Annotated in this window: 22 protein-coding genes; 10 read left to right on the forward strand and 12 right to left on the reverse strand. The window is 44.2% G+C overall.

Annotated features, from left to right (window positions below; translation table 11 throughout):
- The first annotated feature begins 64 nt into the window (after positions 1–64).
- Positions 65–3,319, forward strand: coding sequence for a WD40/YVTN/BNR-like repeat-containing protein (locus ACX5KA_RS09905; protein ID WP_458731019.1), 3,255 nt, complete (start codon positions 65–67; stop codon positions 3,317–3,319).
- A gap of 251 nt (positions 3,320–3,570) precedes the next feature.
- Positions 3,571–5,526: a TonB-dependent receptor gene (locus tag ACX5KA_RS09910; RefSeq protein WP_458731020.1), complete on the forward strand. Its 1,956-nt coding sequence runs from the start codon at positions 3,571–3,573 to the stop codon at positions 5,524–5,526.
- Here the strand turns inward: ACX5KA_RS09910 and ACX5KA_RS09915 are convergent.
- A complete protein-coding gene (locus ACX5KA_RS09915) occupies positions 5,521–6,078 on the reverse strand; it encodes a PepSY domain-containing protein (protein ID WP_039218424.1) in 558 nt (185 codons plus the stop codon). The genes ACX5KA_RS09910 and ACX5KA_RS09915 overlap by 6 nt on opposite strands.
- Before the next feature lie 113 nt (positions 6,079–6,191).
- Positions 6,192–6,683: a hypothetical protein gene (locus tag ACX5KA_RS09920; RefSeq protein WP_458731021.1), complete on the reverse strand. Its 492-nt coding sequence runs from the start codon at positions 6,681–6,683 to the stop codon at positions 6,192–6,194.
- A 214-nt stretch (positions 6,684–6,897) separates the two neighbouring features.
- Here ACX5KA_RS09920 and ACX5KA_RS09925 point away from each other — a divergent pair, with 214 nt between their 5' ends.
- The 5 genes from ACX5KA_RS09925 to gloA all read left to right on the forward strand — a co-directional run bounded on the left by ACX5KA_RS09925 (position 6,898) and on the right by gloA (position 9,612).
- Positions 6,898–7,083, forward strand: coding sequence for a hypothetical protein (locus ACX5KA_RS09925; protein ID WP_458731022.1), 186 nt, complete (start codon positions 6,898–6,900; stop codon positions 7,081–7,083).
- 10 nt (positions 7,084–7,093) lie between these two features.
- Positions 7,094–7,336, forward strand: coding sequence for a hypothetical protein (locus ACX5KA_RS09930; RefSeq protein WP_458731023.1), 243 nt, complete (start codon positions 7,094–7,096; stop codon positions 7,334–7,336).
- 12 nt (positions 7,337–7,348) lie between these two features.
- Complete coding sequence (locus tag ACX5KA_RS09935; RefSeq protein ID WP_458731024.1) at positions 7,349–7,996, forward strand: DUF547 domain-containing protein; 648 nt, start codon at positions 7,349–7,351, stop codon at positions 7,994–7,996.
- 247 nt (positions 7,997–8,243) lie between these two features.
- The gene (locus ACX5KA_RS09940) at positions 8,244–8,894 is read left to right on the forward strand and encodes a YehS family protein (RefSeq protein ID WP_039218421.1); all 651 of its coding nucleotides are present in this window, start codon (positions 8,244–8,246) and stop codon (positions 8,892–8,894) included.
- A 169-nt stretch (positions 8,895–9,063) separates the two neighbouring features.
- Positions 9,064–9,612, forward strand: a complete 549-nt coding sequence (gloA, locus tag ACX5KA_RS09945; RefSeq protein WP_014950300.1) for a lactoylglutathione lyase — start codon at positions 9,064–9,066, stop codon at positions 9,610–9,612.
- Positions 9,613–9,782: 170 nt separating this feature from the next.
- Here the strand turns inward: gloA and ACX5KA_RS09950 are convergent, their stop codons facing one another.
- From ACX5KA_RS09950 to ACX5KA_RS09980, 7 genes are all read right to left on the reverse strand, one after another.
- Entirely contained in the window at positions 9,783–13,271 is a 3,489-nt protein-coding gene (locus ACX5KA_RS09950) for a DUF748 domain-containing protein (RefSeq protein WP_458731025.1), read from the reverse strand.
- 133 nt (positions 13,272–13,404) lie between these two features.
- Positions 13,405–13,995 (reverse strand): DUF2780 domain-containing protein, encoded by a 591-nt coding sequence (locus ACX5KA_RS09955; RefSeq protein ID WP_039218415.1) that lies wholly within the window; start codon positions 13,993–13,995, stop codon positions 13,405–13,407.
- A gap of 306 nt (positions 13,996–14,301) precedes the next feature.
- Positions 14,302–15,543 carry a M56 family metallopeptidase gene (locus tag ACX5KA_RS09960; protein WP_458731026.1) on the reverse strand — a complete coding sequence of 414 codons (1,242 nt, stop codon included), beginning with the start codon at positions 15,541–15,543 and terminating at the stop codon, positions 14,302–14,304.
- On the reverse strand, positions 15,536–15,928 hold the full coding sequence (locus ACX5KA_RS09965; RefSeq protein WP_039218410.1) for a BlaI/MecI/CopY family transcriptional regulator: 393 nt from the start codon (positions 15,926–15,928) through the stop codon (positions 15,536–15,538). The genes ACX5KA_RS09960 and ACX5KA_RS09965 overlap by 8 nt, the downstream gene beginning before the upstream one ends.
- A 251-nt stretch (positions 15,929–16,179) precedes the next feature.
- Complete coding sequence (locus tag ACX5KA_RS09970) at positions 16,180–18,165, reverse strand: class I adenylate cyclase (protein ID WP_039218406.1); 1,986 nt, start codon at positions 18,163–18,165, stop codon at positions 16,180–16,182.
- A gap of 180 nt (positions 18,166–18,345) precedes the next feature.
- A complete protein-coding gene (locus ACX5KA_RS09975; protein WP_458731027.1) occupies positions 18,346–19,713 on the reverse strand; it encodes a HAMP domain-containing sensor histidine kinase in 1,368 nt (455 codons plus the stop codon).
- Between the two features lie 12 nt (positions 19,714–19,725).
- Positions 19,726–20,439 (reverse strand): response regulator, encoded by a 714-nt coding sequence (locus tag ACX5KA_RS09980; protein WP_458731028.1) that lies wholly within the window; start codon positions 20,437–20,439, stop codon positions 19,726–19,728.
- Between the two features lie 166 nt (positions 20,440–20,605).
- Here ACX5KA_RS09980 and ACX5KA_RS09985 point away from each other — a divergent pair, with 166 nt between their 5' ends.
- Complete coding sequence (locus tag ACX5KA_RS09985) at positions 20,606–21,055, forward strand: Spy/CpxP family protein refolding chaperone (protein ID WP_039218401.1); 450 nt, start codon at positions 20,606–20,608, stop codon at positions 21,053–21,055.
- 105 nt (positions 21,056–21,160) lie between these two features.
- Here the strand turns inward: ACX5KA_RS09985 and ACX5KA_RS09990 are convergent, their stop codons facing one another.
- Complete coding sequence (locus ACX5KA_RS09990; RefSeq protein WP_458731029.1) at positions 21,161–21,757, reverse strand: DUF4136 domain-containing protein; 597 nt, start codon at positions 21,755–21,757, stop codon at positions 21,161–21,163.
- Between the two features lie 332 nt (positions 21,758–22,089).
- Here ACX5KA_RS09990 and ACX5KA_RS09995 point away from each other — a divergent pair, with 332 nt between their 5' ends.
- Complete coding sequence (locus ACX5KA_RS09995) at positions 22,090–23,151, forward strand: L-dopachrome tautomerase-related protein (RefSeq protein ID WP_458731030.1); 1,062 nt, start codon at positions 22,090–22,092, stop codon at positions 23,149–23,151.
- A gap of 28 nt (positions 23,152–23,179) precedes the next feature.
- On the forward strand, positions 23,180–23,725 hold the full coding sequence (locus ACX5KA_RS10000; protein WP_458731031.1) for a DsrE family protein: 546 nt from the start codon (positions 23,180–23,182) through the stop codon (positions 23,723–23,725).
- Positions 23,726–24,314: 589 nt separating this feature from the next.
- On the opposite strand, the gene ACX5KA_RS10005 is transcribed toward ACX5KA_RS10000, so the two are convergent.
- Both ACX5KA_RS10005 and ACX5KA_RS10010 read right to left on the reverse strand, forming a co-directional pair.
- Positions 24,315–24,791 (reverse strand): invasion associated locus B family protein, encoded by a 477-nt coding sequence (locus tag ACX5KA_RS10005; RefSeq protein ID WP_052235418.1) that lies wholly within the window; start codon positions 24,789–24,791, stop codon positions 24,315–24,317.
- A gap of 35 nt (positions 24,792–24,826) precedes the next feature.
- Entirely contained in the window at positions 24,827–26,113 is a 1,287-nt protein-coding gene (locus tag ACX5KA_RS10010; protein ID WP_458731032.1) for a hypothetical protein, read from the reverse strand.
- Positions 26,114–26,256: the final 143 nt, after the last annotated feature.

Raw genomic sequence — 26,256 nt, forward strand, 5'->3', positions numbered from 1 at the left:
GCCAGTCAGCTTAACTGACTGGCATTAGGCTTGAGCCTCTATAAAAACACACTGGATAACAATAATGAAAAAGCTTCTTAAAGCGGCAGTTGCTGTATCAGCTGTACTTTCGTGCACGCCCGCCTTTGCAGACAAAAATGACAAAAATGAAGTCTTCACCAGTTCAACATTCAAAGCGATGGAGCTTAGAAGCATTGGACCTGCATACATGTCTGGGCGTATAGCCGATATTGCAATTGACCAAAACAACCCATCCACTTGGTATACTGCGGTTGGCTCGGGTGGCGTATGGAAAACCACTAACGCGGGCACAACGTGGAAGCCAATATTTGACGACCAACCTGTTTATTCAATAGGTGACGTAACCATTGCGCCAAGTAACTCAAATATCATTTGGGTGGGAACGGGCGAAAATAATGGTGGCCGTCACATTAGCTTTGGCGACGGTGTTTATAAGTCACTAGATGGCGGCCAAACTTGGAAGAACATGGGGCTTAAGAAGTCAGAGCATGTTTCAGACATTATTATCCATCCTACTAACCCAGATATCGTATGGGTTTCAGCGCAAGGGCCACTGTGGAGCGGTGGCGGCGAGCGCGGTCTATACAAAACCACCGATGGTGGCGAAACTTGGAAGCAGGTACTAAAGCCAGCTGATAAATGGACCGGCGTAACGTCATTACTTATTGACCCGCGTAACCCCGACAAACTATATGCTGCGACGTGGGCGCGCCAGCGTTCCATTGGTGCTTATGTGGGCACTAACGAAGGCGCTGGTATTCATACTTCTAACGATGGCGGCGAAACTTGGACTGAGCTTAAAACAGGCTTGCCACAAGGCAACATGGGTAAAATTGGAATGGCCATATCGCCCATGAACCCAGATGTTATTTACGCAACTATTGAAACCGACAATCGCGGCGGTGGCTTCTATCGCTCAGCCGACCAAGGCGCTAGCTGGACTAAAATGTCAGACGAAGTAGGCGGTGGAACAGGCCCTCATTACTATCAGGAAATCTTCGCTGACCAGCATCAGTTTGACCGTGTTTATATTGCCAGTAACTACAGTAAAGTGTCGGATGATGGTGGTAAGACGTGGACGCCCATTAATACAAAACGCAAGCACGTAGACGATCACGCCATGGCATTCCACCCAACCGATCCGGATTTTGTTTTAATGGGATCTGATGGTGGTATTTACATGTCTCACGACAGAATGGCTAACTGGCGCTTTATGGCGAACTTACCGTTGACCCAGTTCTACAAAGTTGCGCCAGATGATTCAAAGCCATTTTACAAAATTTACGCAGGTGCACAGGATAACTCTACCCAAGGCGGTCCTTCGCGCACTATGCGAGAAGAAGGGATTAAGAATAAAGATTGGTTCTTGACGTTAGGTGGAGACGGACACGGCCCGGCAACAGAGCCTGGTAACCCAGATATTATGTATTCGCAATGGCAGCAGGGAAATTTGACCCGCGTGGATATGAAAACCCGTGAAGGGGTTTATATTAAGCCTCAGCCACAGCCTGGAGACCCGGCAGAACGATACAACTGGGATGCACCAATTAATGTGTCGGCACACGACCCTGCACGTATTTACTTTGCTTCGCAGCGCGTTTGGCGAAGCGATGATCGCGGCGATAGCTGGACGCCGGTATCGGGCGATTTAACGAAAAACGGCAATCGTATGCACTCGCCATTGATGGGGCGCACATGGTCGGTAGAAGCCGGTTGGGATCTGTACGCCATGACCGAATTTCACACCATTGCCAATTTCGCTGAAAGTCCGGTAGATGAAAACATTCTGTGGGCGGGGACTGACGACGGTATTATCCAGGTGACTACAAACGGCGGTAAGTCTTGGAAAAAGATTGAGTTAGACGATATTAGAGGCATTCCTGCCAATTCGTATGTAAATGATATTCGCGCTGACTTGTTCGACCCCAATACTGTGTATGTGGCGCTTGATAATCATAAATACGGCGACTACAAGCCTTATTTAATTAAGTCGACTAACTTAGGCAAAAGTTGGACTTCACTGGCCGATGACTTACCTGAAAAGCACCTGGTGTGGCGCATTGTGCAAGACCATGTAAACAAAGACTTGCTTTTTATCGGTACAGAGTTTGGATTATTTTTCTCGGTAAATGGCGGTAAAGACTGGGTTGAGTTAGAAGGCGGTATACCTACCATTTCAACCCGAGATGTGAAAATTCAGCGTCGTGAAAACGATTTAGTTGCAGGTACGTTTGGTCGTGGGATTTACATTCTTGATGACTACGCGCCACTGCGTTCGTTAACTGAAAAGTCGATGCAGCAAGAGGCTATCTTGTTTGCCCCGAGCCGTCCGGTTAAGTGGTTCCAATTAGATGACAATCACACAGACTCCGACGGTGACGATCGCTTTGTGGCCGAGAACCCTGAGCACGGTGCAACGTTTACTTATTATCTGAAAGACAGCTTGCTTACGGCAAAAGAAAAACGCCAGGAAGCAGAGAAAAAGCTAATTAAAGATAAGAAGTACCCTAAATATCCAAGCTGGGAGGCCGTTGAGGCAGAAAATCAAGAAGCGGTACCCGCTATTTACGTTGAAATAAAAGATAGCGAAGGCGACGTTATAAAGCGTGTAGAGGGTAAAGTGAAGAAAGGCTTACATCGCATCACCTGGGATATGAAGCATACGTCAACTGCGCCGCTTACTGATAAAGAAAGTAAGGATAGAGGTTTAATGGCACTGCCTGGCACCTATACCGCTACTTTATTTAAGCGCGTTGATGCTAAGGTAACGCCACTTTCTGAAGCTGTTTCGTTTGAACTACAGCCAATTTATCAGGGCGCGCTTGAGGGTGCGACTTATGAGGAAATAGCTGCTTATTCAAATGACGTAAGCCGTGCTCAAAAACGCGCACTGTCTTCTACTACCGTGCTAACGCAGCTTAAAGATACAATGGCACTATTGCGAACGGCTATCGACCGCACACCCAGTGATGTGGCTAAACTTGAAGCGCAGTTTGCTGCTATTCAAGATGAAATAAACGAAGTGAACAGAGCGTTTTATGGTCTTAAATCTCGCGACAAAATGGGAATTAAACCGGCGAACATTATGAGTCGCTTGCGCTACGCGCGTTCTGCGTTGGGCTCTTCTTACGGCCCCACACAGCAGCACAAAGATCAGCTTGGCTATGCGCAAAATAGCTTAGATAGCGTGGTAACGCGCATCAGTACGTTGCAAAACACCGCTGTACCGAAGCTGCAGCATGCAGTGCTTGATGCGGGTGGTCCATGGACTGCTGGTCTGCCTGTAATCGCGAAATAGCGGTCACTGGGGCTCATTGGACCTAACACGCGGCAGTAGATTTACTGCCGCGCCTTTCATCTTTTTACCAAATTTATCGGTACATACTTATTTTTTCTTTTGTGTATCGCTTAGTGAGACCGTCATTGTTTTCTTTTTTGTTTGCATCAAAATCTTCAGCTTTTGTTAAACGCCCATCAGGCAAACCTGTATCTACTACTTTACTAATATTTTCTTTGTCGCCGGTTTGGTCGACGCTTTCGTTATCCCTTTTGTCTGTACCAAGTTTTGCACAAGGTGAACCCTATAGCGAACTTGAGCGCTACACGGTAACGGCCATACGCCCCAACTATGACGAAACGCTCTCGCTCATTTTCCCACAATATGAGTTTGATAAGAGCAGTTTAGTAGCGCCTTTGAATACCAATGACGTTCTGCTTCAGTCCCCTTCTGTGTCGTTAAATGGGCAGGGAGGGCAAATACAAAGTATCAGTATTCGAGGGTATTCCCGGTGGCGAATTCAAACCCTATTAGATGGTGTACCGATTGTGAGCGACAGGCGGGCAGGCTCAAGTATTGGCTTTGTTCCACCTGATTTTATTGCGTCAGCAACCGTATTACCGGGCGCCGCTTCCACTTACCTAGGCTCGGGAGCGATAGGTGGCGCGGTGAACTTGCATTTTGGGGAAATTCAAACGCCTCACCTTCGCGTTGGCTACAGCAGCAATCAACAAATGAAGGCGCTGAGCTATGCTGGCAGCACACGCCATGCAGACAATAGCAACAGCCTAACTGAAGAGAGCAAGACAGACTGGAACATTTCATACAGAAGCGCCGACAATGGAGAAGATGCGAATGGCAATTCGTTGCTTGACCAATTTGAACAAACAGGCCTGTTTCTTAGGCACAGACCTGAAGACAGCGTCATAAAAGAAGCGTGGACGCTTTATTCTGATAATAACGACATTGGTAAGTCGAGCAGTGACTTCCCAGAAAGTAGAATAACCACCTACCCAGACAACACGCACTGGCTTGGCAAAATAGCGTTTGAAAGTCATCTATTTACTGGAAATGTCTGGTGGCATAAATCTAGCCTAGACACCTCGGTGTTGCGACCAGAAAGCCGCATCAACGACAGTGAAAACAAGGCGTTTGACTATGGGTTTAACATAAGTACAGATACGCACTTGAAAGACTGGGATTTGAACTGGCAGCTGCAAGTTACTGGTCGAGACGGCGTAGTGGCAGATGAGAGAGAATTTACATTAACACTAAAGGAAAGCGCGTTACCTGACACCACACCGCCCAGTTTCATAATAAACGCATTTGAACCAGAGCTTGCCTATGAAGTGCGCACTCTCGATGCAAGTGAGATTACTAGTGCAGCGGTTGCTGATGCCTCACGTCAGTGGCAAAGCTTGTCGCTCGCCCTTGGCGCACGGGTCGACTGGCAGCGCCAGTCTGATGATTCAGGTGCCAATACATTCCAATCTAGCACTGCTAAGACTAACATTAATCTAAGCGGGTATTTAGGCGCAAATTATCAGCTTTCTCAGCATTGGGCGGCCGGTATGTATGTGTCTAGCGCGTTTCGAAATCCGTCTTTAACTGAACGTTTCTTCGCTGGCGAAACGCCTCGCGGTACTGTGTTGGGCAGCCTCAAACTTGAAACAGAGCAAGCGTTAAATATGCAAGCCAGTGTTGCTTACAGCAGTGAGCAACTGCAAGGCTCGATAGAGGTGTTTAATCAGAAAATTGATAACTATATTGAACGCATTATGGTTGCTGAAGATGTGCTTCAATATTCTAATTTAGACAGTGCAACGATAGAGGGGGTGAGCTATCAACTTAGTTGGCAATCGCACAATGACGCATTAGACGCTCGACTTAGCGGAATGTGGATTAGCGGTGAAGACGATTTGGGTAATAGCATCGCAGATATACCTGCAAACAGTCAGAGGCTTGATTTAGGTGTTCAATGGCAAGCTATGCGTTTATTTGCGGTATTTGCCTATCGTGCAAGTAAGACGGATATTGCTGACGGAGAACGAGCGCTCGATGAGGTTTTTACACTGGATATGGGCGCTGATTGGCAGTTAAACGAGCGTATTCAGCTTCAAGCTAGCTGGCGCAACTTAACCAATCAACAGTATTACACCAGTGCCGATGACAAAGCGGCATTTGCACAGGGCGAAAGTGTTCAACTGGCAATAACTTATCTGTTATGAGTTGTTTAAGGGCTGACGAAATTTGTTCTTTCGATATTTGCTTTTCATGGTGGTGTACAGCATAACAAGGCCCGTTACCCACAGCACAAAAAGTAAAAGGGCGGCTGGCAAAAACAGCCATAGCTTGGCACCTTCAAAGAACCAACTACCGTCATGAATTGCTTCAATGGTGTCTGTGCGTCGGTACGCAACCTGAAGTACATCACCATTTTGTGCATTCAGTTGAACTTCCCAATGGTTCTTCCCTCGCACTTTAATGATGCCTTTTGTGGGGCGCACGTCTAATCGGTCTATATCGTCCCAGCTGTTTAAACTAACCTCAGGCACTTGTTTTACGGCTTGTAGCACGTCGTCGAAGGAAATCGTAGGCCCGTTGGTTTGGGTATTCTGCACTTTTTGAGTTGGTGGTTGGATCCAGTCGAATTCTTTTTTAACCTGCAATAATAAACCGCTCGCAATAACAATGATCACAGGAATGAAAATAACCAGCGACAGCCACAAGTGAATACTGCGGCTGTATTTGCGACTGTTCTTGCGAAAGGAACCGGACATGAAACAACACTAATACCAAAACAATGAAAACATTGCTCACTATACGGTAATCTCAATAGGCAGTAAAAACACTCTAACGCGAGGTTTACCCGTTTAAACGGAATTGCTTAGCGTCATTTGATTGCAGGGTGATTAAAGTGAAGTTTCGTGTCGCAGGTAAGGGAGACCACAGATTCAGTCAATGTAATTTCACCTATCTCTTGCCATTGGGCTTTATCTATCCCTGCATCGTTAAAATTGGCAGCAGGCAAAACCCAAGATAGCGTCTTATTTGGGTAATGCTGCAACGATAATTCATCCCTAAAGTCATCTCTATTCACTAGCGGTGTATCAGGTTTTAACGACGCTTTTAGCCAGTAAGGGCCTTGCGTTACATTCTTCGCTTTTTCGTCGTTAGGGAGCAGAACTTCTGCTAAATGTGAAACAGGTCTGAAACGCGCATTCGCTTTTTCACCGCTAAACCCCTTATCGGCTTCTTCAAGATCGCTTTCCAAGCGATATGCGGTTAGCAATTGACTAAAAGGCGGCAATTCGCCCAGTGCGGGCTCGTTAGTTAAAGGTAAGTTGGCGACATGCTGGGTTTTAGTGCCACCCAGCGAGTGCATTAAAAATATGTTTTCAGTAACCGTACTTTGAGTATTGGGGAAAGCTTGATTGCCATACCAAAAGCACGCTTATCTCGCTGCTTTGTACCGCTCAAGCTGACTGACGCTCTTACAATAACCGGCACGTTTGTGCGTGCTTGAAAAAGCCCCGAATAAGGGCTGCTGTGATTAATTTTCCATGTGCAAGCACAATGCCGAGCGCGATGAACATATATTGAAACCTCTGACATATACCGACCGCCGCGGGCAGAAAAAGCAGTACCAGCCACTTGGAGAACGCTACAAACAAAACAATGTAATACCCATTCGCGAAATCCCAGATACAGCAACACCTAGTTCGCTGTCTGCAAATGCGATTAATACAAATGGCAAGCGTCACCACCCAGCCAAAAGCGTGTAAGGAGAAGATTATGAAGCCTCGTCGATTTGCTCAATCTGAGCGTATGTTAGCCATTATCTTGTCCATATTGCTGCTATATATTTTACCTACTGCCAACAGTAGCCAAGCGTCTGAGGGCGGGTTAAATATTTACAGTGCTCAACCAATTGAACTAGCGCAACTTAAGCAAGGCTATTTCAAAGCGACACAAGATTGGGAATATGTACTTGAAAACTACGTAGATGAAGCGGGGCGAACCGATTTTAGGGGGTAATCTAAAGATATAGTGCCCCTTGAAAACGTCATTAATTTTATTAGTTTTGCTAGCCCTGACGCCACGCCTGAATTGTTTGACTCACCACAATCCGTTATGGCCTATTACATCAATAGCTATAATGCGTTAGCCATGTACGGGGTTATAGAAAAAGGTATTCCAGATGGCTTTACCAGTTTCTTTTCACGAGCAGCTTTTTTCAAGTTTCGCGATGTGGTGATTGGCGGTAAAGTCACAAATTTATATGATTTTGAAAACGATGTAATTAGACCGCTTAACGAGCCCAGAGCCGACTTTGCGCTTAACTGCATGGTAAAAGATTGCCCAAGGCTACCGCAAACGCCGTTTTCTGCAAAAACCTTAGACGACACCCTTGAACAAGCCACCCATGAGTTCTTCGGGAATAAGAAACACTTTTACTTTGATGACAAACGCAAGCGCGTGTATGTTTCGGAAATCCTCGATTTTTATACTGAAGACTTTGTCGCTTCAGGTAAAGCAAAGGACTTGCCTCAATATATTAACCAGTATCTAGCCGAACCTATTCCTAATAATTATAAGCTGCGGTTTATTGATTATGACTGGCGTATCAATGCACAACCGGAACAACCGAAGGTTTCAACATCTACAAATGGCGACAATACTAATGCTCAGCAATAGGTGGCTACTCTGCCTTGGCCCAGTAATACTCATATAAAAGCCAAAAAACACGCTCTCGTTGTTTGGGTCTCTGATACCAACGACCCCTCGCCACTTCAAGTTGCAGCGTCTTGGTGGCTCTCTTAAGTAAGGGAACACTCTCGATAGATGCGAATGGCCAAGTAGTGTAAAATATGCGAAAGCGCGTGTTGCGCTACACTTTAATCCATACCAATTACTGGCTACTCCACTTTTCAGGCCCATTTTCATGATCCACAACGATGTTCTACGTCGCCTTCGTTATGCATTAGCGATAAACGATACCGCCGCCATAAGTATTTTTAAATTAGTTAACTACGACATGGAAATTGATTATTTACATGCCGTGATGAAGCGGGAAGGCGAAGACGGCTATCTGCCGTGTCGCGATAAGATTATTGCGCTGTTTCTAGATGGACTGATTATTAAAAACCGTGGTCGTCAAGAAGGGCAAACGCCTCAAGAACTGGGGCCAAAAGAGCGATTAAGTAATAACGAAGTGCTGCGCAAAATCCGTATTGCGATGAGTTATAAAGATGACGATATGATAGCGGTGCTAAAATTAGCAGACTTTAGAATAAGTAAAGGTGAGCTGTCAGCATTTTTTAGAAAGCCAGACCATCGCAATTACAAACCCGCAGGCGATCAAGTGGTTCGTAATTTACTGCAGGGTATGGTGAAAAAATATCGACCGGAGTCAACGCGACAAACTTCGCCTAAAAAATCAGATAGCCCAAGTACTTCTGGTACTAAGCCAAGCTCATTTAATAAAGGCGCTAGCAAACAAAAAGAAGCGGCTGGCAAAAACACCAATACTAAAGTGTCGCCAGTGAAAAAAAGTGATGCAGGTTCGGTTTGGGGAAAGCTCCCTAAAAAATAAAAGCGCTGTAAAAATAGACGTTGAATAAAACGCATCTGAGGTAAAGCGCGTAAGAGGATAGACTAAGTGCTGTTGTGAAAAGAAAATTACCCCTCACTTCTATGCACTCGTTTTTAGGCAAAGCAAGATTGCCTTGCCTTAATTATCTATATCGCTAAGGACGACTATTATGAGCCGACATTTCGATAAGGCCGAAGGCCTGTATGAAGAGAAAGATGCCGCGACACAAGGTTTTGTGTTCAACCAAACTATGCTGCGCATTGCCGACCCCAAGCGTTCGCTAGATTTCTATACGCGAGTTATGGGAATGACGCTAATTAAGCGTCTAGATTTTGAAGAAATGAAGTTCAGCCTTTATTTTTTGGCGGCAGGTGATGATTTCTCTGATATTTCTGACGATGTAGACGAACGTACTCAGCAAACTTTTGGTCGCCCGGCTATGTTGGAGTTAACCCATAATTGGGGCGATACACCAGAAACAGTTGATTATCACAACGGAAATACAGAGCCAAAAGGTTTTGGGCACATTGGTTTTCATGTGCCTGATGCTGAAGCTGCATGTGCACGATTTGCATCACTAGACGTTCCTTTTCAGAAAGGGCTTAATGATGGTTCTATGAAAGGGATAGCATTTATCAAAGACCCAGACGGCTATTGGATTGAAATTTTCAACGCGTCTAATGTATCCGCAACTTGCGCGCCCCATTTGAAGAAGTAGGCGAGGCACGCACTACGGTACCATTTGCTAGCTGGGTTTTAAGTAGCAAGTAGTATCAGAAGTCACTGTTTACAAAAAAGGGTAGCTTAACTGAATAAGCTACCCTTTTTTGTTTAGTGACCTTATGGAACCCTAAATTATAGGGTTTTATTTTCAAGCCAACCCGTTCATTACTTCGCTTCTAACGTTAATTCCACACCGCTAAATTCGGTATGTAAGTCGTGCTGAGTATTTAGCAAGAATAAGCGATTCGCTTCAACTTCAGCTTCATTTGCCAAATAACCTTTCACCGCTTTACTGCGCGCGTCAGCCAGTTGAACTAAGTCACTTTCAGGAATAACAATGTTGTTACGTAGTTTGTTGTATCGGGCAATGCTTAATGCTCGGTTTACACTTTCTTCGTTAACGACTTCCTTATTGTTATCAGCACTCTTTTGGCTTTGTTCATTGCCTGAATTTGCGAGTTCAGGGTAAAGCTGCGCCACCATGTTTTCGTATTCTTGATTAAGGTCAGGTGTAAACACCTCAACATAGTAGGATAAAAGCGCGTCGGCTAACGGGCCTTCCAGTGGGATGCTACTGCCACTTATTGAGTCGCGCTGTACGCCGCCAAGGGTGTTGGAATTTTCATTTTCACCGCCAGCAAGAGATTTTTCGTTAGTACTAACGTTGCCGGAAGTAGCAGATGAATCAGCATAGCCGCCTCTTGTTAAAAGTGTGGTGTTCAACTGACGTTGCGCTAGGGCACTTGCATCAGACATGGCGTTGACAGTACCTTCGATATTAACCCTAAGTCCTGGACGTTTTTTAAGTGCTTTGGCAAGGGTATTCAGTTTTTCTTGAGCGTCGGCATTTAGCGAATGCTCTCCAAACCCAAACTCAACGTTGTCGAGTTCGTCGTCACTGCCAACTAGGTTCGCAAGTAGCGAAAACGGTGCAGTTACTGCTTTGGTAATAATGTTACCAATGGCATTGAGAATAATAGAGCCAAAGCTAAAGTCTGGGCTGTCGATATCGCCAGATACATCCAAGCCCAAATCAATAACGCCGTTTCTGTCTTCTAATAACGCAATGGCAAGCCCAAGCGGTAAGCTTAATGCCTGATCAGAGTTCGACTTCTTGCCCAACGTTAATTGGTCAATAACAACATGATTCTTACCTTCCAGCGCCTTACCGTTTAGTTTGTATTGCACAGCTAATGATAGCAAGCCTTTGTCAATGTAGTAGCCCATGTAGGTGCCTGAGTAGGGGTTAACTGAAGTCAGTTCGGCGCCTTTGACTGAAAAATTTAAATCAAGGTCTATATCATCTTTTAATGGGTGAATAGTGCCTGCTAGTTTTACCGGAGCATAGTTGTCTATCTTTCCGGTGATATCCACATTGGCAGGGGAAGTTGAGCGAGAGTCAATTCCCAATACTTTGCCATTTAAACTTTCTATAGCAGACGCAAATTTGGGCGTTAATGAATGGTCAGCAAAGTACGCTTTGCCGTTTTCTATTGATATGGTGTTAACGGCAATGGCCAATTCGTTGGCTTGTGAAGGCTCAGCTGTAGTGCTTGCATGCACGTTTGCGTTTGATGCTTTCGACGTGGTTGCGCTGCCAGTTTCGCTGGCACTTTCACTGTTAGCGGACTTGTCTGATGAAGCGACAATCAGCTTACTCACATTGGTCTGTTTAGCTTCATCAATAATAAGTCGTGCAAATGGCGCTTGTAGGTGAATGTTGTCTACGCTTAGCTGGTTCGATGTGTGGTCAAATTCGATGTTGTCTACATCTAAGGACTGCCACTGTAGTAGGGGAGAGCTGTCGTCATCCAGTACGCTTAAATTATTAATGCTAGTACTCGCCTTAACGTTCAGTGAGTCGATATTGTCTTTATCAGCGGCGTTCATAAATGCCCCATCAAACTCAACGTTTAAATTAAATAGCCCATCTTCAAGGGTCACATTTGCGTGGGGAGAAACGTACTGCTGGAACTGACTTAGCACCAGTTGCTCAATCGCTGCTTTACCCTGCACAGTTTGTTCTGCAATAACTACGCTGCCGCTACTGCTTAGTGCACCTTTGGATGTGTCGCTAAACGTCTGTGGGTCGGCAGAGACATGTAAACTGGTGGTGTAGGAAATAGGTTTAGAGAAGTCAGTAGTGACTTTTCCGCTTTTAATATTGAGGTTGCTGATGCGGTAGTAAGTACCGTCACTTATGCTACGCTCTAAAAGGTCAATGCTACCGTCATTAAATGCAAATTGGTGAAGCTCAACATACCACGAAGTGTCATGTGCGAGTTCTTCTGTGCTGTCGGTTGCTACGTTAGAAACATTCTCATCTTCTGTTTCACTATTTCCCTTTTGCGCCGTGCTATTACTTGTATGCGCTGTGCTATTACCTTCTTGCGCTGCGCGGGGGGGAGCGTTAGCTGATGTAGCATCTGCCGCTGGGCTTTTTAGGGTAAACAGACGCTGTAAATCAAGCCCTGACTCATCAAATAGGGCCGACACTCGAACATTGTCGATGGCAACGCCAGCAATGCTTACTCGCTGTTCTAAACCGTTTACGTTTACATCGTGTATGGCAAACGCGGGTATGGCAATGATCTCCTGCGAACTCTTGGCGGTGCCTGTTGTGGCAGGCGAAGAACCAGCGTTAAACACAAGGTTGTTAACAGCAAATTCGCCACGTTCTAGAATAAACTGAAAGGTTGTGTCTTGTTCAAAAACTTCAGCATGCAGGCTTAAACTCACCTTGCCGTCTACTAAATTTGCTTCTATCAAATCTTTCGAAAGTGACCAAAGCGGCGTAAGCGCTACATCGTTTATCGTGATGTCTGTCGTAACTTTCAGTGGAGATAATTGAAACTCGCCATCAATGGCGATGTTACCTTTCTCTGCGGTGAGCAAGTTAAATTGATATTGATTGAACGCTAACTTACCTTTTGATTGATCACTCTCACTTTTATCGCTTTTAGGGTTAGCGTTTTTGTTGCCAACACTACTTGAACTGATCAAAGCGTGAGTATCCAAATCTTGCAAGTCAACGCTCAATTCTGGGTAATCAAGTAGGGTGTTGGTCACCTTGTCTTCAATAACCACTCGCCCTTCGTTAAGTGCAAAATCACGTAACGTAATTCGGGGAATTTGCCCTTCGCTAGTGTCATTAGGCTCTTCAGGTGCTTTTGTACTGCGTTTCTCTACGTGGGTAAGAATGTCAGAGAAGTTGAAGATTTGTGTGTCTTCACTTTCGCTTAAACGTGCAATGGAAACAAAAGGTTCGTCTATGGTTAGCGATTCAACGGCAGGAGTGAAGGTGAAAAGTGATTGCCAGAATCCAAGGTCCAGCGAAACACTGCCTACGCTAAAAAAATGATTTTCTTGGTTCTGGATTACGGCGTTATCTTCGCTTTCATTTGAAGAGTGTATATTTGGATAGATAACAAGATTAGTCACTTCTATCTTTAGCAAGAAAGGATTGATTGCAATATCTTCAACAGCAGCATCTCTTCCAATGTTTTCTTTCACTATGTTGGGTAACTTTGCCTTTAACACCGCAGGCGTAACTACGCCGATAAGAAGCGCGTAAGTAAGGTAGATGAGAACAAGATAAGTGGATAGTCGAAACCATTTGGGCTTCGTAGAAAACCGAGATATGGCATTTTGCATAGGCGATTAGGCTGTGTATTTGAGTGTAAAAAGATAAACAGGAGTTGCTATTTCACCAAGCTAAAAGCCCCTGCGAGAAAGTTAAAGCGTATTAATTTGGATTGTAGAAGAGAATTAATACGCCTTAGACAGGTTACAGAGCGGTTAGCAAATTATCTAGGCCAGATTTAAACAACGCCTGTGTTTCTTCATCTGCATTTACATTTAAATACGAGCTGATTTGAGTGACAAAGCTGGCAATTATATCGGTTGAAAGGCCTAGCGCTTCAAATTGTTGCTTTAAGTCGTTTACCGATTTAAGTGTAGAGCTGTACTCAGAGGCCTTGTTGAGTAAGCCTGATAGTGAAGAGCTTGAGCTTGCTGCTGAGTTACCACTAAGAGAGGGAACATCTTCAAGCAGGCTATCAATACCTGGAATGCTGCTTGCCAACTGGGCGTAATCAGCGCCTGAAAGGTTGCCTTGTACATAGTTCATAATAGAGGCGATGCCGCCTTCTGATTGAGTTTCAGAAACACTCAGATTGTCAGAGACTGTGCTTATTAAGCTGGCTAAATCAATACCTGATGCTGCATTGGTTGCCATCTCAGTGAGGCTGGTCGAAGTTACTGTCGATTCCGCTTTTTTGTCGCCTAATAGGCCTTTAAGCTGATCAATATTGGCATTTGCGTTGGTCGTAAATAACGTAAGAGCGACTACTGCAGGTGCTAAAACGATACGGTTCATATTTGGCTTCCTTTTAGTACGCCAGGAGCGCCAGCTCATCTGGAGTAACATGATTGAAAATAACCGTAGCAAGTGTGCTATCGACTATTTAAACCTTCCATAAATTAGAAGTTTTCAGGTGTGTAAATACTCACATTCTAACGTAGTGAGGTCGTAAATTCTCTATAGAAATTGTAAAGGCACTTTACATTTTATAAGAGACTTGGGTGATCGAGTGGTAGTGTGCAGTAGGCAGGAACTAAGTCAATTAGACAAAACACTAAAAGGAGCAATACGCTCCTTTTAGTATTCTGATAATTTTGGGGCTTACTTGCTCTGTTTGGGTGGAACGATTATACGCTCTACATCAGGTGAAGCATTTTTTTCAACACTCGCCGTATCAAGAGAGGTACCAAGTTGATAGTCTAGCTGCACCAGAAGACCTGTCTGCCTCACGCCTTTGCCACCTTGAATACGAGGCTTGTATTCCCATTGTTTCAGGGCAACTTTTGCGCTTTTATCAAACACGCCAGCAGGTACCGATTTTACTACTTTTACATTATCTGTAGCGCCCGTTTCAGTAATATCGAAAGAGAGCACAACGAAGCCTTCTACATTTTCTTGCGCTGCTTTCTCTGGGTAAGTTGGTGGAACCCGTTTAACCGGCGATGCCTGGTTAATCTTAGCTTCAGATTTTGTCTCTGCGACTGGAGCATTTGCTAAGGCGGTGTTAATAGTGAGCAGGGCGGCAACTGAAAGTACGCCTGCAGCCAGTACTTTATTGTTACGCATAGGTTGCTTTATCGCGTTTAAACGTTTGATCATAGTCCTTTTTTCTCCAAAGGTTGGGTAAAGCCCGCGTGTAACGTGCAGGGCGTTTGAACCATGCTCGGCACACTGCACGAGTGCTTTTGCATAGATAAGTTTTTCGTTGTCGGTCTTGTCTTTCAATACAGCGTGATCACAAGCCAGTTCTTGATTGATTCGGAAGGATTTTAGCGCTAGCCAAACCAGTGGGTTGAACCAAAATACAATTGCTATAATCAGCGCTGACATATTCCACAGGTGGTCGTGATGTTTGCGATGAATGTTCTCATGTTCTAATACCAGCGCTTGTTGCTTAGTTGAAAACACACTTTTAAACGAGAAAGGAATAAGCACCTTAGGTGAGATAAAGCCAAACAGCATGGGTGTGGTAGTTTTGTTGGAATAGTAGGCATTAGTATGGATAGCGCGTTGTTTTCCTATCGATGCCCAAATCTTAATGTGATGCATTAGTACGTAGGCTGTGATCACGCTTGCACCAGTTAGCCAAATAAATAAAACGGTTTCGAATTCAGCGGTCTCTATTGTTGGCTTAACGCCAACCACGTAGCGAGTAAAGCTATTCGATGGCATGTTAACCAGCGACATAGGAAGGTTATTGACTATTAGGCACCCTGGAATTAATGCCCATAACTTATAGGTAAGTGAAGCCCCAATTTTATGGGTGAAAAAATGCTCGCACACCATCAACAAGACAAGCACTACCGACAAAATACCTTGCTGAGCAACAATCCAATCAATCATTGTTTTGTTCCCATTCCTTTATAAGCGCTTTCAGCTCGCTTATGTCTTGTTTAGACAATGAATTCTGATTGGCAAAGCCAGCGATCATAGGCGTTATTTTTCCTTTAAATAAACGACTAACAAAGCTAGCTGTTTCTTTTTTTGTATAGTCTTCTCGCGCAATCAGCGGGTAATAAAGGTACTGCCGTTGCTGTTTTTCAAACCCCAATACTTCTTTTTTCACCAAGCGGCCTAATAATGTTTTTACGGTTTTTTCATGCCAGTCTTTTTTGTCATTAAGCCGTGAAATAACTTCATTCGACGTGGCTGGGTGGCTGTCCCACAGTACATCTAGCACCTCAAACTCGGCGTTAGAAATTTCGGGTTTGTCAGACATTTTGCTCATAGGAACGAAACCTATCTTTGTTGATTACAGTTGTAGTCCATGTGTTTAGATTACACTTGTAATTCTACAGTGCAAGCATTTTTTGTGTATTTTTAATCCAAAAGGCTTTTTTATAACTTTAGTGAGGAAGGGAATGGTTTAATAAATTCAGCGATTAAGGTCGCCCAAAAGCGCAAATTAAAAGTGTGAAAATGAAAGCGTGGTTCACACTTTTTCAATTGAAAGAAAGAGTAAGAGCGGTGCCGGTCCTTTTAATAAAGGACATTGAAGTTAAGGTCGGTTGATTCCAAGAACTCGCCCAAAATGCGAGATTGTTGATTCCCCCTTGGCACCATGACATAGCACGCTGGCAGGGGGATGACCTCTTGTAATTCGTACCACAAGGTATCCAGTATTTCGTTACCGAATTTTAAAAACGTTTCGCCCCAAGATGTTTTGTAGATAATAGCGACATCTTCAACCGTGGCTTTTTGGCGTAAGGTAGGAAAATTCACGATCGCAAAACATGCGGTTATGCGTTCCGGTGCAAGTAAATCGTTACGAGGTAGCGACGAGACTTTAACTGGTGGAAAGTACTTGCACAAGTGTTTAAGAAGGTCGTTAAGGTCTAGCTCGCTTACTTCACCATAGTTGTAATCTAGATAAACTTTGCTGTTGGTATCAATTATCTTACTTGAAACCAACCATACCATTAACGCAATCGCGCTAGAAGCTTGGGATATTTTCTGAGCTTCATCAATGATGCCTGATTTACTTAATAAGTCACCCGCATAGGCCGACCATACCTCGGTGCCGTTTTTTAGCTGGCGCATGGCAATGGTGATTTTCTCGCAGTACAGACTCTCGTCGAATGCACGACGTAGAAACTCAATTTTAGCTTCTTTTTTAGCGTAGTAGGTACTTAAGCGCCTACCCAAAACCGTCATGTCTTTCTCATCCATCACTTGTTGGTAGTGGCCAAGTTCTTTAGAAATGCGTCGGTAGCATTTTAAGAGGAAACTGTGAACCCGACGACTAAGTTGTACGCGTTCGCTAAATGTCCAATCTTGTTGATTATCTAAATGGAGGATCTGCTTTCGGCTCCACCCCCAGTGCCTGGCGTAAGAGGCTAAAATTCTACGTTTAAAGTTTGGCTTTTCTCCTTCGAAAAGGGATTGGCTTAATGGGCAAGCACATTTTAAGTACAAACATTGCTGAAGGACTTCTATGTCTTCAGCCTGACCGTTAACTTTGTAGTGGGTGATAAGTTCGTCGAACATTAATGCGTAAGGGTCGATGTCTGCCACATGGCCCGGCGCTTCAGCGCCGCGATGTACATGCTTTTTAAGCAAGTTACATAGCGGTTGTCCATTAGATATATTGGCTAAATACACTTCAAGCTTTGCCATTTTTAAAACCGACTTGAAGGGGGAGTCCATGGCTTTACCCAATTGCCAAATAGCAGCGCCGAACAGTTCACTGGCATCAAGCTTCTCTAAGTGGCCTAAGTCCATAAACCAATCAAGATCTGGTGAGCCACCTCTTTCAAGACTGTTGTAGATGGCCTGATATTGTTTTTCGCTGGCTTTTTCCGGTGTAAGCCACCAAAAAGGGGCCTTGCCTGCCACCACAATATTGGTGTTGTAAAACTCAGCTTTTAAAAACAGGGCTTGCGCTGAACCCGCACTTTCACCTTCAGCAACACCGAAATCGTTTTGCTTAACTTTGTCTATTTCAGATAGAAAGAAATGTACTTCAATGCCAAAAGTGTTGTCGGCCCACTTTTCAATGGCGGTAAGTTTTTGCTGAAGTAAGGAAAGTTCTACGTCTGAAAATTGATTGCCATCAATACACACCCAATAATCAAAATCTGATTCATCGGTTTGCGCAATTGTGCCCACGCTGCCCATGAGGACCAGTGATTCTATGGCTCGTTGCCTTGGCCAGATTTGTTTAACATCCGCAAAAAGGTGACTCTCAGCGGGAAAACACCGTAAAAGCGCCTTTTCTATATCAGACCTAAAAGAGTAGTTATTGATGCCGAATGGAACAGTTTCGCCCGAAGAAAGTGGGCCTATATAACCTGGAAGTGCTTCGTGATTAACGTGTACAAGGAAAGGGAGCACGTGAAAAAGTGGCTTGTGCTTTTCAGGCATGAGCGTAAGCGCTCGTTCGATACGGGCTTTGTTATACCTTAATACACGCAATAACCTAATGGTAAGGTTTTGCTGAACGGAGAGAGGCTGCTGCGCTGCCATTATGTCAATCTACACTTCTTCATGCCGCCAAGCATAACGCTAATTCGCATCGACTTCCTCTATTTTCGGCAACAACACAAGCTATGTCGTTTTAGTAAAGTTTTATATAAAAGCGATGTTTAGTGTACGAACGACTACTTTTCTTTATTAATGCCAGCAATATGCGTCTGTAAACAACATTTACAAATGTGTCGGCGCGTTTTTAGGCAGCGTAATTTTGACACGAAGACCACCTTCTGCAGGGCTTTGCATTACAAGCGTTCCAGCGTGCTTTTCTACTGCTTTTAGCGCAATAGTTAAGCCTAGACCAAAGCCTTCAGTATGCATTTGGTTTCCGGCTCGGTAAAAAGGCTGCATTAACTTTTCAATCTCAGCGTCGTCTACGCCAATACCATTATCCTTAACAACAATAACAACGCTATTAGTACTAAAAGCAACGTCTATAGCAACAGGTTGGCCTTTATTCGAGTACTTGCAAGCGTTACCCACTATATTGTCTAACGCTTGATGCAAAGCTTCAGGGAAGCCATTAATAATGGCGTCTTCTTCACGTGATTGATTGAACGTTAATGTGGTCGGAATACCCGGGTAGTTTACCGCCATGTCGTCTAATACACGGTTACATAACGCAATAATGTCACATGGCTCAGCTTTCTGAGGCGTCTGTTCCAATGTCGAAAAGTTTAAAATTTGCTGAATGAGCTGATCCATTCGTTGGCAGTCATTATGTATTTGCAGTACGTGTTTGTTTTTAGGTTGATGCTGTTCGATGATTGCAGCAGATGCCTGAAGCCGTGCAAGAGGGGCTCGCAACTCATGAGATACGTCATGTAATAATCTTTGTTGGGCACCAATCGCATCAGCGGTTTTGCGAACCATAAAGTTAATATCGGCTGCGAGGTCGCTTAACTCGTCGCCACGAGTAAGAAGTTGAGAGGGGACTGGTGTCGCAGTCTGGTCGTTGGCGTATTTTCGGCTAAAAGCCCCTAAATATTTAATAGGTTTAACGATGCTCAAGCTAAGCAGAGCACTCACCAGTGCCGAGGCTAAAAATATAAAAACAAACTGTATTGACTGAAAGCGACTAAGCACTTGTTTGTAAATTCGAGGTGTTTGCGGTTGCCTAAATTGAGCGACATAGCGGTTGTTTGATGGCCCGTATATTTCACGTGTGATCCTGTGCTCTTCAGGCACTTTGTTCAGTCGATAGTGGTAAACGACTTCGTTATCAGGCGTTGAAATAAGCATGGGAATTAGCTGGTTTTCTCGCCCATTTCGCCTTTTGACCCATTCTTTGATCTCACTTCTAGCTCTACCGTTTGTGAATGCTTCGTGCTCGTATCGCCATACAATCCTTTCAGCCTGATTCGTCGCATCATCAAGAAAACGCTTGTTGTAGCTACTTGCAGTATACTCGTTAACTAATACGTAACCGGTAGCCGCCATTACCGCTAGGCTGGCTACCCAAAAAGCAACAAAAATTCGCCAGAATAAGCGCTTGAAACCCAAGTTAGTTTTTATATCTGTCCATTTAACGTTACTGACCATTGCCTTTGTCTTTTATTCCGATTGCTGAGGAGCAGTTAGCATTTGATACCCCACGCCGCGAACAGACTGAATGACGTTGGAAACACCGACTGCTGTCAGCTTTTGACGAATTCGGCTTACGTGGACATCCATCGCTCTATCATAGGTTTCCAATGGACGTTTTAATACTTCCTGCGTCATTTCTTGCTTCGATATAGTTTGGCCTACACGCTCCATAAGATAGCTAAGTGCATTGAATTCAGCGCCAGTTAGCGCAAGAGATTTGCCATTAACCGTGGCTTGCCGTGCACCTAGATCCAGGTATATACCGTGCAATTCACTTAGCGAAGCGGAGGGCGTGGCCTTCAGATATTGCGTTCTTCGAATTATGGCGCGAATACGGGCACCAAGTTCCCTGGGGTTACAAGGCTTTGGCAAGTAGTCGTCAGCACCTAACTCAAGCCCTACTATTCGGTCTATGTCATCGCCACGACCTGTTAGCATAAGAATTGGGGTTTGTTTTTCGGCTCTTACCGATTTCAGTACATCAAGCCCCGATATGCCGGGCATCATGATGTCTAGCACAACAGTGTCGTACTTCTCGGTGTTTAGTAGTGTTTTTATTGCTTCATCGCCGCTGTGAATGGCATCTACACTGAAGCCGTCCCCTTCTAAAAACTCTTGGAGTAGGGCGCATAGGTCTTTGTCATCATCGACGAGCAACACATTGATTTTTTCATTTTTCATGCCCGAATATTACCCCTATTCACTGCGGTATTTTTTAACTTTACCCAACTTTACACTAGCTTAACCCTACTTATCGATTGATTCATGCATACTTAATTCCGTTGATGAGACAACATTATTTTTAAACGTCATGCATAACCATGACAAAACAAGTAGGAAGATTAAGATGAAAAAATTAATTACCGGTGTTTTATTAAGTGCATGTATCGCAACCACTGCTTATGCAGGCGGTAAAAATTCTGATGAGCGCAGAGGTGGTGATTTCTTGCCTTTGCATAAAATGGAAAGAGTACTCGACTTAACTGAAGAGCAAAAAGTGCAATTTCAAGCGCTAAAAGAAGAGCTTAAGGCTGAGCGTGAGGCCAAGCGAACTGAAATGGGAGAAGAAGGAAAGCGCAGAAAAGTTAATGCGTTAGCGGGTCTAAATCCTGACGACCCTGACTATCAAGCGAAAGTGGAAGCTATTGCGGATCAAAAAGCTGAAAAAGCAAAAGCTCGCTTTCTTAAACGTGCAGAACTTCGCATGAAAGTAGCGGAAATCCTAACCGATGAACAGCTTGAAAAGTTTGATAATATGAAAAAGAAACGTGGGAAAAAACAGCGTCAACATAGCTAATTCTTACCACGTTTAATCAGTAAAAAGCGCCTTTATGGCGCTTTTTTGCTAACGGCCATTGGCAAGCCGCGTTTGTAAATGATGGCCCGTGTGAAATGTATTTAGCTAGTTTTGAATAGCACTTGATGGATACTGTTCTAGCAATGCTGTAACTAATTCATCGAGTTTCTTTTGAATGCTTATGCTGTCTTTAGATTCAAGCTCAACACTACCTGAAGCGCTATAGATAAACCTACCATCTTTCACCATATCTATTTGAAGCCCCTGCTGTAGAGACGTTTGCTCTCCCACAGGTATGCTAAAGATACTGCCGAGTGAAATGCCGCCGGAGCGCCCAAATGTTCCTGTACCTAATCCCAAATTTAATGTGGTTCCATCTTCTTTTGTGGTCGTTGAAGGAAGATAACCAACTGAAACATCAGCCTCGTCTTCTGCCGTTGGCGTTAAACCTTTGGTAATTAATCGCTGTGTGATGGTTGAAGACAAATGGTTGGCGAGAGTTTCGTTGATAGGTTTTAACGGCGCTTGAATGTAAAAGGTTTTAATGTCAGCAAAGTTTTGCGAGTCGTCAACGCTCACTTGGGGTTTGCTGCTGCACCCAACAACTAACGCTAAACTTAACAACGACAATAAGGCTGACTTAATACCATACTTCTGTTTCCAAAAGCCTCTGTGACATTTTGTTGAAGTGCTACTTCGCATAACAAATCCTCTCTAATTTACTGCTGTTAAAAGGATGCTCCGTCAGCAGAAAAGTTTAACTATTTCTAACTTTAACGACAGAATACCCTATTTTAGATCTGAATTAACACTTAACGGGTTGACGATAAGCTACAGCTTACTGCTCACTGAACGTAATTCGCTGAGTTGTCGTCACTCATCGTCGAATTGTGTTCTGCTAAGGTATTTAAACCGTATGCTTTGTTATCAAATACTTCTTACTCGTTTTCTAATATGCATGCCAAAGCGCACGCTTGAACGCGTACGGTAAGCAAGTGACTATGTTTAAAGAAAAGACTTAAAGGGTAAAGGATATGCATATAAAGCAAGTTAAGCGCACGTTAACTGCCACTGTCATGGCGGCAGTTTTTTCTGTAAGTGCAGCAGCAAACGAAGCAGAGGGTTCTCAAGTTGAATTGGTTGGTGACATTAAAGGCACACAAATTACTGGTGTAACGGTAAGTAACGATGGGCGAGTATTTGTGAACGCGCCCAATTGGCGAGACGGCGTGAGATTTTCTGTGGCTCAGGTTACCGATACCGGTGAGTTTGTTGCCTACCCCAATAGCAAAACAAATGAGTGTGTAGCGCAAAGTAAAGTAAGAAAAGATTGCTTTTTAGCCGTGCAGTCAGTGGTTGCCCATAATGATAAACTGTATGTGTTGGATACTCGCAACCCTAAGTTTCAAGGTGTGGTGGATGCACCTCGCTTGTTTGTGGTTGATTTAGCCTCAAACGAAATCGAAGGTATCTTGCTCCTTAGCGAAGACGCTTATCACACTGATTCGTACATTAATGACTTGCGAGTAGATGAAAAAACGAATCGCATATATATGACCGACTCGGCTCATGCGGGTTTAGTGATATATAACCTAGATGACAATACTAGCTATCGCATTTTAGATAATCATGAAACTACAAAAGCGGAAGTAGAGTTGTTAAGTATTCAAGGTAAGCCCTTCAGCATGACCGTTCAATCAGACGGCATCGCGTTAGATACGTTGAACGAAACATTATATTTCCATGCTTTGTCAGGTTATTCACTGTATGCCATCAATACCTCTGATATAAAGAAAGCATCGAATGAGGAAGTGGCTAAAAAAGTACGAAAAGTCGCTACAACAGGTGCGCCAGATGGCATGATTTATCACGAAGGCAATGTCTATTTAGCTGACCTGGAAAAGCAAGAGGTGCAGTACCTTACACCGAGCCTCGACCTTCGCACACTTGTAAAAGGCGATGTGGTGAGCTGGGCTGATACCTTTAGTATTTATAACAACAAACTTTACTACACGAACAGCAAAATCCAAGATGCGGGCAGCGATGTAAGTAATATGACGTTCGAAGTATATAAAACAGCGCTACCTGCACGTTAAAGCACGAGAAATAATTGAGGAAATGGTCATGACAAAAGGGAGCGGAAGCGCGTCACTTTGTTTGGTAGCAGCATTGTTAATAATAGGGCAGGCTTCAGCTAAATCAGATTTTGAGTATGGGCCAGTGTTCAGCGCCTTCGGAAAACATGCGCCAGTGGATGGCGTTAGTTTTACTGAAAATCAAGTATTCAAAGTAGCGTTTGACGTAGCTAAAGCAGCAAACCCGGGTGAGGTTAACCGCAAGTTTGAGTCGCTGGCTCGTTTTATAAATATGCACGTTGCCAACGGCGTTAAACAGCAAAACCTTTCCCTTGCTCTCGTGGTTCACGGTTCTGCCACAGAAGAAATGCTTAAGGGGGAATTCTTCAAACAGCGCAAGGGGCAACGTAACGGTAATGAAGTTCTGCTTACTGCACTGATGGAACAAGGCGTTGAAGTGATACTTTGCGGGCAGTCTGCTACGGCTCATGGCATTGAAAAAAGTGCCTTGATAGACGGAGTGAAAATGGATTTGTCAGCCATGACAGCCCACGCGCGCTTGGCGCAAAAAGGTTACTCGGTTAACCCTTTTTAACGAATTTAACACACTCGAAGAGTGCGTCTATGTAACGCAATAGACATCATGCGTAGCTCAGTGAGGGTAGTCTGGTTAAGACCAAGAGCGGACCTTATGGGAATAGGCTGTAAACTTCCGAGTTGTGCCAAACGTGGCCGTTTACGAGCAGGTATCATAACGGCACATTCGTACGTGATATGGTCATTTAACCTACTTTATTTGCCAAAGCAAAATTAACTATAAACGGCCGTAATTTGGTTGAAAATTGAATCCATTAACGGACTGTTGAGCTAAAACTTGGCCTATGGCCTGTTTTTTCATTCAAACAACGCTCAGTAATTAACGTTTTGTCATGGCAATGATGCCTGTCATTTTTAGCAAGTCCGTCTAATACATACATCACGCCACGACACGACACGAAAACCACTCCTTGTCATTTCGGCGTCTACGCGACCCAACCAACCAGAATCTGTAAAACAACAAGGGCACGTGGACATCAAGTCAAGCCCGGTGTGACAAACAAAGTGATTCATAGTTTTGAGCAAACCATCAGATAAAAAAGGAGGTAAACACCTCCTTATTGAATAAATACAATGTTTTTGCAATTTCAGATAGTGCTCAAAGCGTCGGCAAATCCCTGCAAATAAACCGGCAGGGTAATTTGCTTATCGTTAATATCAAAATACGCGACAGCCATCACCTGCCCCTGCTGCATCTGCGCCAATAATATGGAGTCAACAGCAATGTTAGACTCACATACGTTGCTATCACATTGCTTCAGAGGCACCCGAATTGCAGAATGATCATCAATTTTCATCCCCAATCCATGTTTGGCATTGGCCATCGGCGGCACCCGCAAAGTTAGGATGATGCCCATACGCGTTTTACTCACTGTCGCGCCGGCCACAACGTGGGACGTGCCCTCATGTGAATACGTCACCTTTTGTGTCAGCATACACTGGTTGGCATCGTTACAGCTGCGTTGCCACAAACCAAAGTCCGAAGTGTTACTTTGCTTAGCTATACCCGAATCTGTGACCAGCAACAGGCTAACTAAACCCAATATTATGTAAATTCTTTGCATGATTATAAAACAAGGGACTTACGTCCCTTTGTCCATTACGCTGCTTGACGCAATGCGCGTTGACGGCGCACAAACATCAGACCCAAACTGCACATGAAAAGGCCAATGCTGGCTGGTGCCGGCACACTGGCCACATTATCCGAAACAAACTCAACCAGCGCTGTTTGCGACATATCCACTTGACCACTACCGTCAAATGCGATGTTGGCTACAAAGGCTGTTGGGCTATTCGGATCCACCATGTTTGAGGTATCAATGCCGGTAATACGGACGCGATCCACCGGGTTAATAAAAGTAAATAAATCGCCTGCCTGCCAATCTGCTTCCGCGAGTTCCCAGTCACCCATTGCTGTATCCCATAAGAAGATATCAAACAGGTCATCATCAAAACCGGTTGGCAACTGAATTGCTGAGAATAGTGGTCCTGAATTTACCTGATAATCGTAACCCACCGCGACATCCGGATCTATGGCGTATAGAAAGCCGTCTTGCACGTCGAAGTTAAAGCTCCACGAGCTGGTTTCTTCGCTTACCGAGCTAGGCAAAATTGGGTTATCGGCACTGCCTGGGCCTTCGGTAACTAATTCAGGGGTAGTTGGCGCAGGGTCATCATAACTAAACGAAGATACAAGACTAAGTTCGTTTCCTCTCATCTCCAACAAATGTACACCGCCACCCTCTGCCGGTGAAAAACCTGTTGGAATATATGGATTGTCCTCGCGATACCACTGTAACTGGTCATAACGAAACTCAATGTCATAATTTTTACCCGAATCTTCCCAACTGGTATTTAAGTCTTCCCGCTCAATGATCACGACCTGGTACTCATTCTCATATACCTGAGAATAAGGACTCCTATTGTCTCTTTCCTGCAAAACAAAACCTGGCTGATAGTAGGGCACGTTAATTTCATTTGAGAAGTAAAGTGAGACCGCGTCTCGGCCACCTACGCTTCCCTCAGCGACCCGTGCCGAACCGGAATGTGGCGCGAACCCAATATTTTCTTGACGTACCAGGTCAATGTATAATTCTGGCCCGTTGCCGAATACTGGATCCAATTGGTAAGCATCCCGCGGCAATATATCACCGTTGATATGGACCAAAACGTCAGAGGTATAGTCAGGCGGCGTTACCACAAAAAAGCCATCGGCAAATGAATCATTGTAATCGACAGAATGAATTAAGTGTGAATATTGAATGCCCAAACCATCAGAACCACCAAAGTCGTAACGTAAATTGGAAGTTTGAATGGGTTCTGCTAGGCTCCCTGCAGAGAATATAAAAGCCGATGCTAAAAGCGCTGAAGAAATATTTTTATACATTTTTGGTCCTTAACTTATTGTATTTCCCTTACTTTTAAAACTGTTTTAGCAAAAATGGTGCCATTCCACTTAATCCTAGAAGATATATAGCGTTCAGCCTATATGTGGCCGTGTTATAAAAGCGTGTTTGTAAATTTAGCTGA

Source organism: Alteromonas alvinellae, assembly GCF_902705805.1.